At 39.8% G+C, this 18169-nt stretch carries 14 protein-coding genes, 1 other RNA gene and 2 pseudogenes; 6 read left to right on the top strand and 11 right to left on the bottom strand.

All coding sequences use genetic code 11. The features are described from left to right. Nucleotides 1–39 precede the first annotated feature (39 nt). From EXS92_RS03590 to EXS92_RS03555, 8 genes are all read right to left on the bottom strand, one after another. On the bottom strand, nt 40–609 hold the full coding sequence (locus tag EXS92_RS03590; RefSeq protein ID WP_165507956.1) for an outer membrane beta-barrel protein: 570 nt from the start codon (nt 607–609) through the stop codon (nt 40–42). Then, entirely contained in the window at nt 606–3692 is a 3087-nt protein-coding gene (gene hefC, locus EXS92_RS03585; RefSeq protein ID WP_165515592.1) for an efflux RND transporter permease subunit HefC, read from the bottom strand. The genes EXS92_RS03590 and hefC overlap by 4 nt, the downstream gene beginning before the upstream one ends. A gap of 12 nt (nt 3693–3704) precedes the next feature. After that, entirely contained in the window at nt 3705–4409 is a 705-nt protein-coding gene (gene hefB, locus EXS92_RS03580; RefSeq protein ID WP_165512167.1) for an efflux RND transporter periplasmic adaptor subunit HefB, read from the bottom strand. Nucleotides 4410–4419: 10 nt separating this feature from the next. Further along, nucleotides 4420–5853: an efflux RND transporter outer membrane subunit HefA gene (hefA, locus tag EXS92_RS03575; RefSeq protein ID WP_165515591.1), complete on the bottom strand. Its 1434-nt coding sequence runs from the start codon at nt 5851–5853 to the stop codon at nt 4420–4422. Between the two features lie 9 nt (nt 5854–5862). Then, complete coding sequence (hemE, locus tag EXS92_RS03570; RefSeq protein WP_165515590.1) at nt 5863–6882, bottom strand: uroporphyrinogen decarboxylase; 1020 nt, start codon at nt 6880–6882, stop codon at nt 5863–5865. A 68-nt stretch (nt 6883–6950) separates the two neighbouring features. Then, nucleotides 6951–7568, bottom strand: coding sequence for a hypothetical protein (locus EXS92_RS03565; protein WP_165515589.1), 618 nt, complete (start codon nt 7566–7568; stop codon nt 6951–6953). Beyond that, nucleotides 7565–8221, bottom strand: a complete 657-nt coding sequence (locus EXS92_RS03560; protein ID WP_165515588.1) for a 3-methyladenine DNA glycosylase — start codon at nt 8219–8221, stop codon at nt 7565–7567. The genes EXS92_RS03565 and EXS92_RS03560 overlap by 4 nt, the downstream gene beginning before the upstream one ends. Nucleotides 8222–8338: 117 nt before the next feature. Further along, nucleotides 8339–9871: a flagellin A gene (locus tag EXS92_RS03555; protein WP_000885496.1), complete on the bottom strand. Its 1533-nt coding sequence runs from the start codon at nt 9869–9871 to the stop codon at nt 8339–8341. Nucleotides 9872–10035: 164 nt separating this feature from the next. Between EXS92_RS03555 and EXS92_RS07985 the strand changes: the two are divergent. The 6 genes and pseudogenes from EXS92_RS07985 to pbp1a all read left to right on the top strand — a co-directional run. Further along, nucleotides 10036–10110: pseudogene (locus tag EXS92_RS07985) on the top strand (ABC transporter ATP-binding protein); the annotation flags it as partial. Beyond that, the gene (locus tag EXS92_RS03550; RefSeq protein WP_165510475.1) at nt 10082–10456 is read left to right on the top strand and encodes a hypothetical protein; all 375 of its coding nucleotides are present in this window, start codon (nt 10082–10084) and stop codon (nt 10454–10456) included. The pseudogene EXS92_RS07985 and the gene EXS92_RS03550, both read left to right, overlap by 29 nt. Before the next feature lie 30 nt (nt 10457–10486). Next, nucleotides 10487–11131, top strand: a pseudogene (locus EXS92_RS03545) (ATP-binding cassette domain-containing protein); the annotation flags it as partial. Between the two features lie 71 nt (nt 11132–11202). Beyond that, nucleotides 11203–12504: a chemotaxis chemoreceptor TlpD gene (gene tlpD / locus EXS92_RS03540; protein WP_165515587.1), complete on the top strand. Its 1302-nt coding sequence runs from the start codon at nt 11203–11205 to the stop codon at nt 12502–12504. A 22-nt stretch (nt 12505–12526) separates the two neighbouring features. Further along, nucleotides 12527–13648, top strand: a complete 1122-nt coding sequence (locus tag EXS92_RS03535) for an aminotransferase class I/II-fold pyridoxal phosphate-dependent enzyme (protein WP_165515586.1) — start codon at nt 12527–12529, stop codon at nt 13646–13648. After that, nucleotides 13649–15631: a penicillin-binding protein 1A gene (pbp1a, locus tag EXS92_RS03530; RefSeq protein ID WP_165515585.1), complete on the top strand. Its 1983-nt coding sequence runs from the start codon at nt 13649–13651 to the stop codon at nt 15629–15631. A 2-nt stretch (nt 15632–15633) separates the two neighbouring features. Here the strand turns inward: pbp1a and EXS92_RS03525 are convergent, their stop codons facing one another. The 3 genes from EXS92_RS03525 to EXS92_RS03515 form a co-directional block, all read right to left on the bottom strand. Then, the gene (locus EXS92_RS03525; protein ID WP_165509171.1) at nt 15634–16212 is read right to left on the bottom strand and encodes a tumor necrosis factor alpha-inducing protein; all 579 of its coding nucleotides are present in this window, start codon (nt 16210–16212) and stop codon (nt 15634–15636) included. Between the two features lie 124 nt (nt 16213–16336). Further along, nucleotides 16337–16652: RNase P RNA component class A (rnpB, locus tag EXS92_RS03520), an RNA gene on the bottom strand. A 35-nt stretch (nt 16653–16687) separates the two neighbouring features. Beyond that, nucleotides 16688–18160: a disulfide bond formation protein B gene (locus EXS92_RS03515; RefSeq protein WP_165515584.1), complete on the bottom strand. Its 1473-nt coding sequence runs from the start codon at nt 18158–18160 to the stop codon at nt 16688–16690. Between the last annotated feature and the right edge of the window lie 9 nt (nt 18161–18169).

Below are 18169 nucleotides of genomic sequence, written 5' to 3'. Positions count from 1 at the left end.
ATTGATAACGACCACCAATAGGCTATTTTTTATTCTCTCTTAAAACATATAACTATAAGCCGCATGGATAAAAACGCTCTCTAAAAAATAAGAATTTTTAAAAGAATTTCTGGTGTTTGAAAAAGGGATGTTAGCCCCAAGCTCTACGCGGTGGTGGCGATCGATCGTGCTGCCAAGCCCCACATTAAACAAGCCGTTATAACCCATAAACGAACTATTTTTCATGCCTAAATGATCGCTTTGATAAAAATACCCTATCCCAAGCCCCCCATACACCCCAAAGCTGTATTTTTTGTAAGTGTAAAAATCGCTCAACACGTCCATATTTAAGCTCAATAAAGAAGTGTTAATCGTGTGCAATGCGGTGGGTTTGATCGCCATAAGGTAGGAAAATTCACCCCTTAACGCTAAAGCTTTAAAAAAAGCGAATTGATACCCCCCTTTAGCCCCCCATAAAAAAGCTGTATAAGAAGAATCGCTAGCTGGTTTTGGGGTTATTTTAATGGGGGCTAAACCCACCATAGCCCCAAAATAAATATGACTTTTTTTAGGCTCAAACGCCCCTAACAAGCCCGCCCATAAAGCCAAAATGAAAACAATCTTTTTCATTCTAAAGTTTTTTGGTTTTGATAAAACCGCTTGAGTTTGTCGTCTATGGGAGCGAGCAAACGATAAAACACCGGCACAATGAGTAAGCTTAACACCATAGAAATCATTAAGCCCCCACTCATCGCAATCCCTATAGGGGATTTCATCGCTGCTCCATCCCCACTCGCTAACGCTAAAGGCAGCATGCCGCAAACCATCGCAATGGTCGTCATTAAAATCGGTCTTAAACGGGTTTTGCCGGCAAATAAAATGGCTTCTTGGATATTTAAACCTTTTTTACGCTCTTCATTCGCCACATCAATTAAAAGCGTGGCGTTTTTACCCACCATACCAATGAGCAAGATCAAGCCTATCATAGAAAACATGCTCAAAGGCTGATGGACTAAACCTAGAGCGAAAAACGCCCCTGAAAAGCTTAAAGGCATGGTAACCATGATGATAAAAGGCTCTAAAATGGACTCATACAACGCCGCTAAAATCATATAGATCAACACAAACGCTGTCGCTAAAGCGACTAAAAACTCCCCATTGGTCTCTTTAGCGTTATCCGCTTCACCGGTGAATCTGTAATTCGCCCCTTCAACCAGCCATTCTTTAGTGTTTTTGCTCACTTGCGTTAAAATCTCGCCCAAAGAAACGCCCGCATTCCTATTAGGCTCAGCAAGCACCGTAACGCTGCGTTGGCGGTTATAGCGAGAAATACTGGACGGGCTTTTAGTTTCTGTGATTTCCACTAAAGCGTCTAAAAACATCAATTTATCGTATTTGTTACGCACTTGCAAGCGTTTGATGTCTTCTACAGAAACGCGCTTGTCATCAGGCACTCTAATGATCATGTCGTATTCTTTGCCATCTTCTTTGAACACGCTCGCTTGAGAAGTCCCAGAAAAAGCAGAGCTCACCACCGAGCCAATGGTTTGAGCGCTCACGCCGTATTTGTTAGCGTTTTGTCTTAAAATTTTGAGTTGCAGTTGCGGTTGCGATTCGCTCGTGCTTGTATGGTAGCTTTCAACCTTGCCTTTTAATTCAGGGCTTTCTAATAAGAATTTTCTCAAATTCTCCACGCTTTTATCCACCGCTTCTTGAGAATGGGAAAACACAAAGGTTTGGAAGGGCGAACTATCCCCACCGCCCCCTATAAGAGCAACTTCAGAAAGATTAATAGTATCTAAACCTTTAGCTTCAGGCATGCTTCTCAACTCTTTCCTTAAAGCGCTCATCAACTCAAATTGCCCCAATTCACCCTCTTTTTTGCGCTCTTTTAAAGGCTTGAGCTGCACAAAAATCTTAGCCTTAAAAGGGTTTTGCGATGTGCCATAACCCACTTGCAAGGTGGTAAATTCCACTTCAGCATGTTTTTCAATCGCTTTTTGAAAGATCTTACTCTTTTGTGTCATGTAATCTATGCTCACGCCCGGTTTAGCCTTAAGCCACACTAAAAACCTCCCCCTATCTTCTTTCAGCATGAACTCCATACCCAATTTAGAAGCCACAAAAAGCGAACCCACAAACACCAAAACCACCGCTATAAAGATAATGAGCTTGTGGTTTAATACCCATTGGAGCAATCTGGTATAACGAGACTCTAAAGCCTTAAAAAAAGGCTCACTCCACACGTAAAAACGAGAATGCCTGGGATTGACCACCACTGAGCTTACCATGGGTATAATCGTAACGACCACCACATACGATAGAGCGATCGCTAAAGCCACCGTGATCCCAAAGCTTTGGAAAAAGCGCCCGATAATGCCTTTCATGTTCCCTATAGGCACAAACACAGAGAGCAGCATCGCTGAAATCGCCACTAGAGCAAAGCCAATTTCCCTCACCCCCTCATAGCTCGCTTTGCGTTTGCTCATGCCCATTTCTAGCTTTTTATGGATGTTTTCAATCACCACGATCGCATCGTCAATGATAATCCCTATCGCTAGCGTTAAAGCCACCATGGTGAGCATGTTTAACGAAAAGCCCATCCATTGAATGAGCGCAAAAGTCCCCATGATAGAAATAGGGATAGAGATCGCTGAAACGAGGGTGATCGTGCCGCTACGCAAGAACGCAAACACCACTAAAACCGCTAAAATTGCCCCTAAGATTAGGTCAAATTTCACGTCTTCAATGGAGGTGCGGATATAGCTCGTGGTGTCTAAAAAGGGTCTGATTTCATAGCTGGGGCTAATGGCTTGAATGCGCTTTAAAGCTTCATACACCCTATCCACGATTTCAATTTCATTCGCTCCGGCAATCTTTTGGATTTCTAAAATCACACCGGGTTTGTCTTTAAAGCTCGCAAAAGTGTTGTCTTCTTCCAAACCGATTTCAATCTTTGCAATATCGCCAAGACGCACATGATTACCCACTTGAATCTTTTCCACATCCGCCACGCTATAACTATTCGCATTCACTAAGATAGACAATTCCCTTTGGCTATTGACAATGCGCCCCCCATCAATTTCCACATTCTCCGCTTTAAGCGTGCTGAAAAGATCCGCATAAGTCAGGTTGTATTTATTCATCAAAGTGGGATCGGCATAAATCCTAATCTGACGCTCCCTAAAGCCGTTGAGCTGCACGCCCCCTACCCCATTGATTTTTTGGAGCATGGGCTTAATGGTGTTTTTAGCGTAATCATTAAGGGTTGTAGCCGGCACGCTTGAACTGCTCACAAACAATGAAATAATGGCTTGACTATCGGTATCAAATTTATTGATAGAGGGTTTTTTAATGTTGGAGTCATCAAAACGCACCGAAGAAATTTTATTCACCACATCGTTTAAGGCTTCTTCATTAGGTTTTTCTAACTCAAATTCAATGACGACGATACTCACATTTTTAGAACTCGTAGAAGTAACCTTTTTGATCCCATCAATCCCCATAACCGCTTCTTCAATCTTATCGGTTACCTTACTCTCTATGATTTCAGCGCTAGCCCCAGGATAAGTCGTAGTAACCACCACCGTAGGCAGATCAATTTTAGGGAAAAGCGCCACGCTCAATTTTTTGAAACCCATAGTCCCAAAAAAGACGATCGCCAAAGCGAACATCAAGGTCGTAATAGGACGATTAATCGCTGTTTTATACATCAAAATACCCTATCACTTCGTTTGGATAAACCCATCGCCAAAAAGCCCCACTGCCATAGGCTTAGACAAAAGGGCTTCAGCGCTCACTTTTCGTGTGTTTTCATCAACCGTGGGATAAATCTTAGTGATTTTAACTTCATGTTGATTGGAATCCCCGTCTATAGAATAAGTGTAAGTATCCCCCACTTTGACCGCATTAATGTATTTAGAATCAAATTCAATGACTAATTTCCTGGCATGGCTGACTAATCTTAGTAACACCGTGCTATTCGCGCTCACCCCTTCGCCCACTTGAATGTTTTTGCTCGCTACTACGCCATCAAAAGGGGCTCTTAAAATGGTCTTATTCAATACCGCAATAGAATAAGCGTAATCAGACTCCAAGCGCCTGTAAGTGAACTCATAACCCTCTAGAGTGTTTTTATCCACAGCTCCCCCAATTTTGCTGTATCGTTGGTATTGCTTTTTAGCGAAAATGAGTTGTTGCTCGGTGGAATCGCTTTGAGCCTGTTTGTCTTGATTATACAAAAGCAACAAAACATCGCCCTTTTTGACCACGCTCCCCTCAGTAACCTTAATGCTATCCACAATCCCTGTGCTATCCAAGGTGAGTTTGGAATCTTGCATCGCTTTCACATTGAAAATCGCATACACTTTTTCGCCAGCTTCCATGCTCAAAAAACTCAAAAAAAACCCTATTAAAATTTTTCGTATCATTTCTACTCCCTTAATGCACATAGTCGTCTATTTTATGCCCGCTGTTAAAAATGTAATTGGCTTTTTGCACTTCATAGTTGTTGAGCGCTAAATTGTAAGCCACTTCTGCATCAAAGCGCGTGGTTAAGCCCCTTAAATAAGTGGTGAAATCCACTAAATTAGCGTCGTATTTCCTTTTAATATTGGCAAAAGAAAGATTGGCCGCATCCAAACTAGCCTTTGAAGATTCAATCTTAGCTCTGGCAATATCAAGCGACTTCCTGTAAAGCTGTTCGTCTTTTTCTTGCTCTAATTTTTTATACGCTAAATTCTTTTCATTCGCTAATTGGCCTAGCATGATGGATTGTTTTTGCAAACTCAACCCTATATCATCAAAAATATTCAAAGTCGCAGTAACCCCAGCCGTATTTTGCTGACCGGGGTAGAAATTCCCAAAACGCCCTGTGGCATAAGCGGGTTTTTGGATCCAAAAAAGCCATGAGTCAAACACATCTATCTTGGGGTAATAGTTGAGTTGCTTGTTTTGGTATCTGAGTGCAGAAATCTGCTCCCTTAAAGAAACCAAATCCTGCCTTTCTCTCAATTGCAAATTAGGCGCATCAATCGTAGTCTTTTTCAAATTTTTCACACTGAGGTTAGTGAGGTATTCTAAAGTCAAGCGGTTTTGCTCCAAAGCAAATTGCATGTCTAAAATATCGTATTCGCTCAAATTCCCTTGCGCTTTTAGGCTTTGCAAATCATCAATCGTGGTCAGCCCTTTATCATAGAGTTTGGTAACCCTTTTAATGTCTGTTTGGATTTGCTCTAATTTTTTTTGCAAAGCGATCATGCGAGCGAGATTGTTAAAATACTCGTAGTATTGTTGCACCACTTGCAAATACACGCTTTGGCGGCTATACTCTAAATTAGCCACAGTGGATCGGTAAGTCGCAGACTTTTCTTTGACATTATTCACATTGCTAAAGCCATTAAACACATTCAATGTGACTTGAGCTTGGAGTTGTTGGGTGTTATAATGCTTATATTCTGGAGTATCCCTAGCTTCATTTTTAAAATTATAACTCGCGTTCAAAGTGGGCAAAAACATCGCTTTGGCGATGGTGTGGTTCTTCATCGCTTGCTTGACACTGAGTTCTTGCGCTTGCAAACTAAGATTAGTGGTAGCCCCTTTTAGCAATTCATAAAGCCCCAAAGCGGCTTTATCGCTTTTTTCATGGTATTTAGCAATCTCTTGATTGATCGTGGTCGCTGTTTCTTTAGGCGAGGATAAAAAACTCGGTGTTGCTTCTAAAGAACTTGTCGGCGGATCAATGAGCTTTAAATTCTTGTGGCTGTAATTGTTAAGGATTTGCTTGATTTCATCTGGGGTTTTAGAGGGGGTTTGGGCTAGAGTTAAAGCCGCACACAAGCCCCATAAACTAACATATCTTATAATAGTTTTCATCAATCCCCCCTACCGCCTGGTTTTAGCATGCACTAATTGCACTAAATATTTTGCGTTTTCTCTGGGTAAATCCGGTAGCATCCCATGCCCTAAATTAAAAATATGCCCTTGATTGCCCATGACTTTTAGAATCCTTTCAACCCCTTCTTCTAAAGCGTTTTTATCATAAAGGCGGGTGGGTTCTAAATTCCCTTGCAAAACATACTTATCGCCTAAAATCTTTTTTGCCACCTCTAAAGGCGTGCCCCAATCCACGCCAAACACATCAAATTCCCCATCTATGCTATCCAAATAAGCACCAATCCCTTTAGGGAAAAGGATAACCGGGATATGTGCATAGCGTTTTTTAAGCTCTTTAGAGATTTTTTTCAAATAATCCCAACTGAATTTCAAATACGCTTCTTTTTCTAAAGCGCTAGCCCATGAGTCAAAGATCATCACCGCATTGACCCCTGCTTGGATTTGAAGGCTCAAATACTCTATCAATTCAAGGCTTAATTTTTCTAAAAGCGCTTTTAAAACTTCAGGCTCGCTATAGAGCATTTTCTTGCTTTTAGCATACGATTTGCTCCCTTCGCCTTCTATCATGTAAATCGCTAAAGTCCAAGGCGATCCGCAAAAACCGATTAACGCTTTCTCTTTAGAAAGCTTTTGGCGCGTTTGAGAAATCGTATCATAGACATAGTTTAGTTGTTTGTAAGCCCCTATTTTTAGGCTTTCCACGCTTTTTAAATCCGTAATAGTCTCTAAAAAATACGGCCCCTTTTTAGGGATAAACTCCAAATTCAAGCCCATTTCCAAAGGCACTACTAAAATATCGCTAAACAAAATAGCCGCATCCACGCCTAAAATCTCTACCGGCTGTAAGGTAACTTCTGTGGCTAGATCGCTATTTTGACACAATTCCAAGAAACTCCCCGCTTTTTGGCGACTCTCTTGGTATTCGCTAAGGTAACGCCCCGCTTGCCTCATCATCCAAATGGGCGTGTAAGGCGTTTCTTTTCTAAAACATGCGTCAATGAAAATCATCATAAATCCTTAAAGGTTTGTCTAATTATGGTTTTTATACTCTATAGTTGCTTTTTAAAATGAATATTTTACCCTAAAAATCTCGTAAAGTCATAAAAAGTGAAAGTGATACCAACAGAATAGATGTTCAATCGTGGCGTGCCAAAGGCTTTAGAAAATTTGCTTTGGATAAAATAAAAAGGGATACCACCCCTTGCTTCTATGCTCAAGCCAAAATTTTTAGCCGCATTGAAAAACAAGCCCACACTCCCCACTGCTGATTGGATATTGAATTGATACTTATCAATCTTAGCCCCTAAAATTTGGAGCTGATAGCCTAAGGCGATTTTAGGGATAACCCACCCCTTAAAAAGCCTCACCCCAGCCATAAACCCAGCGCTCATGAAATACGAATCGCCCATTCCTGCATCCAAATACCCCCCTAATAAAGCGTTCTTTTTTAAAACGAACCCTGCCTGAAAGCCTAAAGAAGCGTCATGGTAAATTTTATCCATTAAAATAGGCGGGCGGTTTTTAGGGCGGATGGGGGATCTTTTAGTCGTTTCTGCATGCTGATACAGATAGCCGATCTTAAAAGAGCCAAAATATTTTTTAGTAGGCTCTAAAGGTTTGAAAAAATTTAAATCCTTTTTGGCTAACAAGACCCCTTTAAAAAGGCTTAAGATTAAGAAAAATCTAAAAATCAAAGCTTCAATTCCAATTTTTGTTTGGAAAATTCCACGATCTTTCCATGGAATCTCGCATAAAGTTGCGCTAAAGGAATGGTGTTTTCATAAAGCGCTAAAGCGGCATTTAAATTCTCTTGAACGCCTTTTTCAAAAAAATGTTGCAATTCGTCATAATCTTCTATCTCTATGCCTAATTTTTTTAAAAAAAGATAGCTGTATTTATCCACCACCATCACTTCTTTAGCGCACGCGTAGCATAAAATCGCATCCGCGCTTTCTTTGCCAATACCCTTTTGATCTAAAAGCCACTCTCTGGTTACTTCTTGTTTAAAATTTTCAAAACTTTGAAAGTCTTTTAAAATATTCTTGCTCAAATCAATCAGTCGTTTGGCTTTTTGGTTATAAAACCCGCTAGGGCGGACACACTCTGCAAGCTTTGAAAACTCCGTATCAGCGATTTTTTTAAGATTGATCTCATCATCATTTTCTAAAATGAAAGCATTTTTTAGATTTTCTAAAGATTTCACAACGGCTTCAAATTTAGTGTTTTGCGTTAAAACCGCCCCTAATAAAGCTTCAAATTTCAAAGCGTTAGGCCACCACCAAGCAGGGGCGTTTTTCAATAAATCCAAACTCTTTAAAGCCTTTAAAATCTCAAAACTATCCAACACAATAACCGCCTGTAATAAAAAGAAATAAAAAAGAGTATTTTATTGAAAAAGAAGTAAAAATTAAAACAAAAAGCCAACGCTTAAAGCGTTAGCCCCATACAAACACCTTTCTTAAAACTAAGTTAAAAGCCTTAAGATATTTTGTTGAACGGTATTGGCTTGACTCATCGCATAGCTGCCTGATTGCGCCAAAATGTTGTTTTTATTGAAATTCGCGCTCTCTTCAGCAAAATCCACATCCCTGATTTGAGATTCAGCCGCTTTAACATTCACTTGAGTGATGCTGATGTTATTCACGGTGCTAATCATTTGATTTTGCACAGAACCTAAATCAGAGCGGACTTTATCCAACATTTTCATCGCAGACTCGGCAATATCAATCACCACCATCGCACCCCTTAAGGTTGTAACCCCAGATCCCAAGCTTTGATTACCACTAGCGATGACAGCATTATAGTTCGCACCACTAGCTGATTTGACATTAGCGTTAAAATTCCCAGTAACATCGCGCAAATTCACCGTGGTTTCTGCCACTTGAGATTCCCCAAAACCAATCGCTGTGAAACCTAAATGCTGTGAGTCAGAAGCCGAAACCACATTGATGCTCTTAGCGTCTAAGCGTGTGAGAGAAAGTCTCCCATAGTTAGTAGAGCCTTTTGTTAAATCCTGACCGCCATTGACCATCGTTAAAGCACTAGGCCCATTACTGACGCTATCGGTTTTAATTTCAATCCCACGACCATCTATACTGCGCAAATTCAAGCGCCCTTTTTGATCCGTATAAGCTTCCACACCGGTTTCTGAAGTAACCGCATTGATCGCTGCGACTAACCTTCCGTCTGAGTCATTTTTCTTAATATCTGCGATATTACCCAAATGGATCCCATTTAAGGTTAAATTACTCAAACTTCCTGACTGGACCGCCACATCGCTTGTGGTGATAACGCTCGCATAAGCTTTAACCCCTGTTCGGTTAGAGTTTTTGTTGATCACTTCTGCTAACACGCCAATCCCTGTGCCTGCTGAACTAGAGACTTTCACGCTCTCTAAAGTTACATCATTCACGCCATCCACTTGTTTAAAAGTCAAGCTAATATCCCCAGAAGCCGTGATTAACGCGCCTGTAGCGATACGAACCTGACCGATTTTATCGGAAGTGGTAGAGCCGATAGAAGCCTTAATGCTTTGGTTAGAATAAGCCCCTACTTGGAATTCTTTGTTAGTGAATTGACCAGACAATAACGCTTGCCCGTTATAAGTAGTCGTGTTACCGATATTGTCTAAACCTTGAATCAAACGAACGATGTCAGATTGAATCGCTTTACGAGATTCCGTAGTTTGCCCGTCTTGAGCCGCTTGAGTCGCTTTAACCTTAACGGTGTCTAAGATTTTCAACTGCTCATCCATAGCCTTATCCGCAACCTGGATAATCCCCATGCCGTCATTCGTGTTGGCAATCGCTTGACCCAAACTGCTCGCTTGTGAACGCAAAGAATCCGCCACCGTCATGCCTGATGCGTCATCAGCCGCTTTATTAATCCTTAAACCTGAACTCAATCGCTCCAATGAAGTTTTAAGCGCATTTTGAGTGAGTGCGGATTGCACATGCGCATTCATCGCATTGATATTTGTATTGACCTGAAAAGCCATTGTTGTAACTCCTTGTTATAAAAAACCCAAAGGCATCCTTGCTTTTGGTTGGAACTATAATCGGTTAAAGTTTGAAATTTTAAAGGGCTTTATTTTAAAAAGCGAAATTTAAAGAGGTGCAAAATTGAGATATAATAGAGAAAATTTACACCCAATCTTATTGAATGCAGACACCAATGGATACCATAAAAAACATTCCGTTAAGGACTTTTGTTTTACTCTATAAAAGCTCACCAAAAAGGTATTGAAGTGAAAAAAGCGTTATCTATAACTAGCAAAATAACTCTTTGGTTATTAGCGCTTTTAGGTGTTTATGCTTTAGTGATCTTTGTTGTGCTTAAAGCCTATCGTCAAGATAAAGGCTATAGGATTTTAACATTTGGAGTAACTATAATGACAGAAGAAACCTATGAAGCCTATCTTGATACTGATATTGCAAATAGCTCTAAACAATTGGAAGAGATAAGAAATCAAAAGCTTAAAAAAGCATTAGAATTATGCAAACAATCAGGTCTTGTTCTCAGAAAGTTTGACGGAAAAAATTTTTCGTTTGAATGCGATGAACCAAATCGCTCTAAACCCTAACGAAAAGATAGATCCTTAGAGTTTAATTTTTATGCATTAGTCGGTAGGAATGCTAGCGGAAAAAGCACGCTGATTAATTTATTGTTAGGTTTTTATACCCCAAATTCAGGTCAAATTATCATTAATAATAAATACCCACTACAAGACTTGGAACTAAACAGCTACCACCGACAAATGAGTGCCATATTCCAAGATTTTTCTCTTTATGCTGGGTATAGCATTGATGATAATCTTTTCATGCAAAACAACCCCACAAGAGAGCAATTAAAGCAAAAGAGAGAAATGCTAAAATCTTTTGATGAAAATTTTCAAAATTGTCTTAATGATTATAGCAACGCATTATTTGGAACACAGTATAATGGGATAGATTTTTCTCTGGGTCAAAAGCAACGCATAGCCACTATAAGAGCCTTTTTAAAACCAAGTCATTGTGTTGTTTTAGATGAACCAAGTAGTGCTATTGACCCCATTATGGAAAAAGAGTTTTTAGATTTTATTTTTAAAAAATCGCAATCTAAGATGGCTTTAATTATTACACACCGCATGAATAGTGTCAAGCAAGCTGATGAAATTATCGTGTTAGATCAAGGCAAACTAATAGAACAGGGCAACTTTGAAACCCTTATAAAGAAACAGGGCTTATTTTACGAATTGTTTTTGAAGCAACAATACTAGCGAGCGCTTAAATTGTTTGGTAATTTTGGGTATAATCTCAAAAGATTCAAATTTAAATAAGGAATGCCATAATGTTTGGGAATAAGCAGTTGCAACTTCAAATCAGTCAGAAAGATTCTGAGATTGCGGAGTTAAAAAAAGAAGTCAATCTCTATCAAAGCCTTTTAAATTTGTGCTTGCATGAAGGTTTTGTAGGCATTAAAAACAATAAAGTCGTTTTTAAGAGCGGGAATCTTGCAAGCTTAAACAATTTAGAAGAACAAAGCGTTCATTTTAAAGAAAATGCAGAGAGCGTTGATTTGCAAGGGGTTTCCTATTCTTTAAAAAGCCAAAATATTGATGGCGTGCAGTATTTTTCACTAGCCAAAAAAACAGGGGGTGTGGGGGAATACCATAAAAGCGATTTGTTTAAGACTTTTTGCGCGAGCTTAAAAGAAGGCTTAGAGAACGCACAAGAAAGCATGCAGTATTTCCATCAAGAGACAGGCTTGCTCTTAAATGCGGCTAAAAATGGCGAAGCGCATTCTGCTGAAGGATTAGGGACCGTTAATAAAACGGGTCAAGACATTGAATCGCTTTATGAAAAGATGCAAAACGCCACTTCGTTAGCGGACTCTCTAAACCAACGGAGCAATGAAATCACTCAAGTCATTTCTTTGATTGATGATATTGCAGAACAAACCAATCTCTTAGCCCTAAATGCCGCTATTGAGGCCGCACGAGCGGGCGAGCATGGGAGAGGGTTTGCGGTGGTGGCTGATGAGGTGAGAAAACTCGCTGAAAAAACCCAAAAAGCCACTAAAGAAATCGCTGTCGTGGTTAAAAGCATGCAACAAGAAGCGAACGACATTCAAACCAATACCCACGATATTAATTCTATTGTAAGCTCTATTAAGGGCGATGTGGAAGAGCTTAAATCCACCGTGAAAAACAACATGATTGTCGCGCAAGCGGCAAAATACACCATCTACAATGTCAATAACCGGGTGTTTTGTGGTCTAGCCAAACTCGATCATGTGGTCTTTAAAAACAATCTTTATGGCATGGTTTTTGGTCTCAATTCCTTTGATATTACTAGCCATAAGAGTTGCCGTTTAGGCAAATGGTATTATGAGGGCGCGGGTAAAGAGAATTTTTCCAACACTTCAGGCTATAGAGCTTTAGAAAGCCACCATGCGAGCGTGCATGCTGAAGCTAATGATTTGGTTAAGGCCGTTCAAGAAGATCACATTACCGATTCAAAATACCTAGAACATAAAGTGCATTTAATGGAAGATAGCGCTAAACATGTTAAAGAAAATATTGATAAGATGTTTTACGAAAAACAAGACGAACTCAATAAAATCATTGAAAAAATTCAAAAAGGCGAATGATTTTATTCAATGAAGTGTTTTGATGTTTTCTAAATCTTTAGAAGCCCTACACCATGCCAAACGATACCGCAAAAGAGAATTGTTTGACCCTTTATTAAAGGATTACGCTTCTAATGATTATTTGGGTTTGAGCGTTAAAAAAGACTTGCTTGAAAACGCTTTTAATAAGCTCCAATCCTTTAACGCTCATTCCCCCAAGGCTTCCATGCTAGTGAATGGCTACCACTCTTTGCATGCAGAGTTAGAAGAACGATTAGCGGATTTGTTAGAATTTGAAAGCGCTCTTTTAGTGGGGAGTGGTTTTTTGGGCAATCTGGCTTTAATAGATACCCTTTTAGTCAAAAACGCCCTCTTATTCATGGACGCACACTACCATGCAAGCGGGATTTTTAGCACCAAAACGAAGCCTGATCAAGTGGTTTTTTTCTCGCACAATGACGCTAAAGATTTACAACAAAAACTCTTTAACGCTCCTAAAAATAAACTCAAATTCATAGCCATTGAGGGGGTTTATTCTATGGATGCGAGCATCGCTCCTTATGATTTTTATGCAATCACTCAAGAGATTCCTAACGCTTTTTTAATCGTAGATGAAGCCCATAGTTTTGGAACTATCGGCGAGAATTTATTGGGTTTTTTAGAATATTATCGCATCAAAGAAAAAGACAAAATCATTAAGCTCAGCACTTTTTCTAAAGCGCTTGCGAGCTATGGGGCGTGTATTTTAGCCCCTTTACAAACCATAGAGTTTTTAACCAATCGCGCTAAAAGCGTGATTTACACCACCGCTTTAAGCCTGTTAGACACCGCTTTAACTTTAGCCCATTTAGAATACTTTATCGCGCAAAAACAAGAATTAAAAAATGAGCTTAGCAAACACCAACAGATTATTTTTGAAACCTTAGGTATTAGAACGCTCGCAGGATTTTTTACTTTAGAATTTGAAAGCAATCCCGCTCTTTTAAACGCCCATCATTTTTTGAAAGAAAAGGGGTTTTTAGTGGGAGCTATCCGCCCCCCAACGGTTTCTAAACCCCTTTTACGCATCTCTTTATCCCTCAAAAACAGCTTACAAGACACTAAAGAGCTTGCGAACACCCTTTTAAATTATTCTAAAATACAATCTTCTTTTAAGAGTGATTAAATGCTAAAAAAGATTTTTTATGGTTTTATCGTTTTATTTTTAATTATCGTAGGGTTGTTAGCCATTCTTATCGCTCAAGTTTGGGTAACTACAGATAAGGATATTGCTAAAATTAAAGATTATCGCCCAGGCGTCGCTTCACAGATTTTAGACCGAAAAGGGCGTTTGATTGCTAATATTTATGATAAGGAATTTCGTTTTTATGCGCGTTTTGAAGAAATCCCCCCACGATTTATTGAAAGCCTTTTAGCGGTAGAAGACACCCTCTTTTTTGAACATGGGGGGATCAATTTAGACGCTATCATGCGCGCTATGATTAAAAACGCTAAAAGCGGTCGTTACACTGAAGGGGGTAGCACTCTAACCCAACAACTCGTTAAAAACATGGTGCTCACACGAGAAAAAACCCTGACCAGAAAGCTCAAAGAAGCTATCATCTCCATACGCATTGAAAAAGTCTTAAGCAAAGAAGAAATTTTAGAGCGTTATTTGAACCAAACTTTTTTTGGGCATGGGTATTATGGCGTGAAAACCGCAAGTTTAGGGTATTTTAAAAAACCTCTTGACAAACTCACGCTTAAAGAAATCACCATGTTAGTCGCCTTGCCAAGAGCTCCAAGTTTTTATGACCCTACCAAAAATTTAGAATTTTCACTCTCTAGGGCTAATGATATTTTAAGGCGGTTGTATTCTTTAGGCTGGATTTCTTCTAACGAGCTCAAAGGCGCTCTCAATGAAGTGCCAATCGTTTATAACCAAACTTCCACACAAAATATCGCTCCCTATGTCGTGGATGAAGTGTTGAAACAATTGGATCAATTAGACGGGCTAAAAACTCAAGGCTATACCATAAAGCTCACGATAGATTTGGATTACCAACGCTTAGCGTTAGAGTCTTTGCGTTTTGGGCATCAAAAAATCTTAGAAAAAATCGCTAAAGAGAAGCCAAAAACTAACGCCTCTAATGATGAAGATGAAGACAACTTGAACGCTAGCATGATAGTTACAGAAACGAGTACCGGTAAGATTTTAGCTTTAGTGGGGGGGATTGATTATAAAAAAAGCGCTTTCAATCGCGCCACGCAAGCCAAACGGCAATTTGGGAGCGCGATCAAGCCCTTTGTGTATCAAATCGCCTTTGATAATGGCTATTCCACGACTTCTAAAATCCCTGATACCGCGCGAAACTTTGAAAATGGCAATTATAGTAAAAACAGCGAACAAAACCACGCATGGCACCCTAGCAATTACACTCGCAAATTTTTAGGGCTTGTAACCTTGCAAGAAGCCTTGAGCCATTCGTTAAATCTGGCTACGATTAATTTAAGCGATCAGCTTGGCTTTGAAAAAATTTATCAATCTTTAAGCGATATGGGGTTTAAAAACCTCCCTAAAGACTTGTCTATTGTGTTAGGGAGCTTTGCTATCTCACCGATTGAAGCGGCTGAAAAGTATTCTTTATTTTCTAATTACGGCACCATGCTCAAACCCATGCTCATTGAAAGCATCACTAACCAACAAAACGATGTCAAAACTTTCACGCCTATGGAAACCAAAAAGATCACCTCCAAAGAACAGGCTTTTTTAACCATTTCAGTGCTGATGGATGCGGTAGAAAATGGCACAGGGAGTTTGGCTCGCATTAAAGGTTTAGAAATCGCCGGTAAAACCGGGACTTCTAACAACAATATTGACGCTTGGTTCATTGGCTTTACTCCCACCTTACAAAGCGTGATCTGGTTTGGGAGAGACGATAACACGCCTATTAGCAAAGGAGCGGCAGGGAGCATTGTGAGTGCACCTGTGTATTCGTATTTCATGCGTAACATTTTAGCAATTGAACCTTCTTTAAAAAGAAAGTTTGATGTCCCCAAAGGCTTGCGTAAAGAAATCGTGGATAAAATCCCCTACTATTCAACCCCCAATTCCATCACCCCCACCCCCAAAAGAACAGACGATAGCGAGGAACGCTTGTTGTTCTAAGCCTACATGGCTATAGGGACTTTAATGTCTCCGTAATTGATAGAATCTTTAAAGATTTCTTCCACTTTAGCCACAAGGATACTCACCGTTTGATTGTCTAATGACATTTTATGCAACCCTTCGCTCAAAGCGTCCTTATCAAAACCACGCGCACGCACCAACGCAAACACCTCCTCATTGTTAGGATTGATATAGATCCCTAAACGATCCACATTCATCAAGCTGTCATAAATGGGCTGTGTCATTTGGATAAACATTTCATTAGTGATCTTTTGCTTGATGCGATTGGTTTTAGAAAGGTAAGCCTCTTTGAGTTTATGCACAATATTTTGCGCCACTCTTATTGTCGCTCTTTTGGTAGCGATTTTTTCTATCTCTTCAGTTGTCTTACCATCTACAATGTGCGAGCTATCCACCCCTTGCGTGAGATACTGGCTACGATTTTGCAACATCCAATAAGGCACATCTTGCAAGAAAGAATTTCTTTGTGAAGTGTTTGGGCAAGTGCAAGCCTGCAACATTAAAACACCCAACCCGCACAAAAATAATTGCTTGCTTTTTAAAAAAGATTTTTCTAACACGCTATCCCCTTTGATTTTGATTTTGCAGAGTGTAACACAAATCTTTAAGATTTTAAACAATAATTAGGTAAAAAAATAAAAAAAATAAAATGATTGAAACTTTGTTAAAAAAATCAACACGCAGTTGAGCATTAGAATAAGCCGGGTTCTGTCAATGGATGGCCATTTATCTGGGAAATATTTTGCAATATTCCTCAAGCGAAGCGTGTATCAATTTAGACTTACCATGCGCTTCTTGCTACAAATTGGGTTTGCCCAAACAAGCTAAATCGCTTTAGCTTTGGTGGGCTCTTACCCCACCCTTTCACCCTTACCTTAAAAAGGCGGTTTGCTTTCTGTGGCACTTTCCCTTAGCTTGCGCTAGCCATCCGTTAGATGGAATTTTGTCTAATGTAGCCCGGACTTTCCTCTATTCTAAAATAGCGACCATCTTCTAATGCGTTAATATATTAGAAAAAAACAGCTTTAAAAGAGTTTAAAAATTAAGGGTGTAAAGAATATTTTTATCATTCTCATAGCTCACAAGGACAAGCTCATCGTTTCTAAACCCCCCAGCGCTGATATTTTTAATCTCTTTAGGCAAGCCATAAACTTCAAGGATCTCTTCTTTTGTAGGGTCTATGACTAAAAGCGTGTTAAATTCCTTACTGAACGCATAAAGTTGATTATCCTTTAAAGCTAGCGCACTAATGACTAACTCGCCCAGTTTCCTTTTTTCTTTAAGTTTGGCATTGCCTAGTTCAAGTAAAAACTCCCCATGCACCTGTTTATCGCTATTAAGCATGGAGATGATAATCAAATCCTTATAACGCTTGTTAGGAGAGGTGGTTAAATAAGTGAATTTAGCCCCTCTTCTTGCGGCGCTAACATAGTAGTTTTTCGCCCTAGAAGTCTTTAAGCGGCTGCGTTCCACTTCGTCAAAAGAGTTAGCCCCTTCTAAAAAATAAGGGAAGTTTTTAAGCGCGTTGGCGTTTTTGTTAGGAGTGATTTCTACGCTTGTTTTATTATTGCCCATGATCACAATGTTTTCATCTTCATTGAAATCCGCCCCCACGAACGCCCCCACCGTCGCGCTATAATAGCTATCCAACACCATATGGCTATGAATGGTTTTCAAATCGTTACTTACAAGATAAAGCCCTTGGTTTTCTGTGGTAAGGATCGCCTTGTCTTCATTGAAACTCAAATCCGTGATCGCTCCATTCAATTTTAAGGGAAGCTCTTCTTTTTTCCCAATCTTTAGAGTTTTTGTAATTTCTAAAGGCGAACGCTCATAATCATTATCTTTAGGCAAAGCGCTCAATTTCAAAGGCTCACCCACATCTCTTCTGCCTAAAACGCTTCTTGGGAATTTCAAATGATCCCAATTCTCCATAGACCAGACCGATTCTTTCAAATTCCACGAAAAACGCACCGGATCGCTTTGCCCTATGTAAGGGAAAGGCCCGGTAGAAACAAACGCCTGTATTGCATTAGAACCCACCACCATAAAGAAAACATAAAAAGCGCTTTTTTGGAGCGTGTTTAACAAACGATCTTTAAAAGGTTGGGCATTAGGGGCAAAAAAGAGCAAAACCGCTAAAAGCACCACCACGCTAAAAAAGACAAAAAGCGCCCAAAACTGCGTGTGCAAGCCCAAAATAGCGAGCGCGAATCCCTGCCCCACATCTTCTAAAGCATGGCCACCCGTATGATAAAAGCTCTCATACAGTCCGCTACTAGCCATTAGTAGCAGCAAAGCAATGTATTTAGGCTTAAACCCAAAACGCACCACCAAAAGCGCCACCGCCCCAATTAAAATCATGTTGATGCGTTGCGCCCAGCAAAAAATACAAGGCGAATCCTTCAAAACATAGCCAAAATAAAAATTCGCCAAACCCACAGGAAAGATCAAAATCCCTAAAACCGCCAAAGAAAAAAGATTGTAAAATCGGGTTTCTTTATTCATGCATCCCCC

Origin of the sequence: Helicobacter pylori (assembly GCF_011175115.1) — a bacterium.
Lineage (GTDB): Bacteria > Campylobacterota > Campylobacteria > Campylobacterales > Helicobacteraceae > Helicobacter > Helicobacter pylori_DF.
This window is presented reverse-complemented; position numbering and strand designations above follow the sequence as displayed.

Coding starts and splice junctions, on each gene's coding strand:
- hefB (WP_165512167.1), bottom strand. CDS start 4,409: ATGATACGAAAAATTTTAATAGGGTTTTTTTTGAGTTTTTTGAGCATG.
- tlpD (WP_165515587.1), top strand. CDS start 11,203: ATGTTTGGGAATAAGCAGTTGCAACTTCAAATCAGTCAGAAAGATTCT.
- pbp1a (WP_165515585.1), top strand. CDS start 13,649: ATGCTAAAAAAGATTTTTTATGGTTTTATCGTTTTATTTTTAATTATC.
- EXS92_RS03555 (WP_000885496.1), bottom strand. CDS start 9,871: ATGGCTTTTCAGGTCAATACAAATATCAATGCGATGAATGCGCATGTG.
- EXS92_RS03590 (WP_165507956.1), bottom strand. CDS start 609: ATGAAAAAGATTGTTTTCATTTTGGCTTTATGGGCGGGCTTGTTAGGG.
- EXS92_RS03535 (WP_165515586.1), top strand. CDS start 12,527: ATGTTTTCTAAATCTTTAGAAGCCCTACACCATGCCAAACGATACCGC.
- hefC (WP_165515592.1), bottom strand. CDS start 3,692: ATGTATAAAACAGCGATTAATCGTCCTATTACGACCTTGATGTTCGCT.
- hemE (WP_165515590.1), bottom strand. CDS start 6,882: ATGATTTTCATTGACGCATGTTTTAGAAAAGAAACGCCTTACACGCCC.
- EXS92_RS03515 (WP_165515584.1), bottom strand. CDS start 18,160: ATGAATAAAGAAACCCGATTTTACAATCTTTTTTCTTTGGCGGTTTTA.
- hefA (WP_165515591.1), bottom strand. CDS start 5,853: ATGAAAACTATTATAAGATATGTTAGTTTATGGGGCTTGTGTGCGGCT.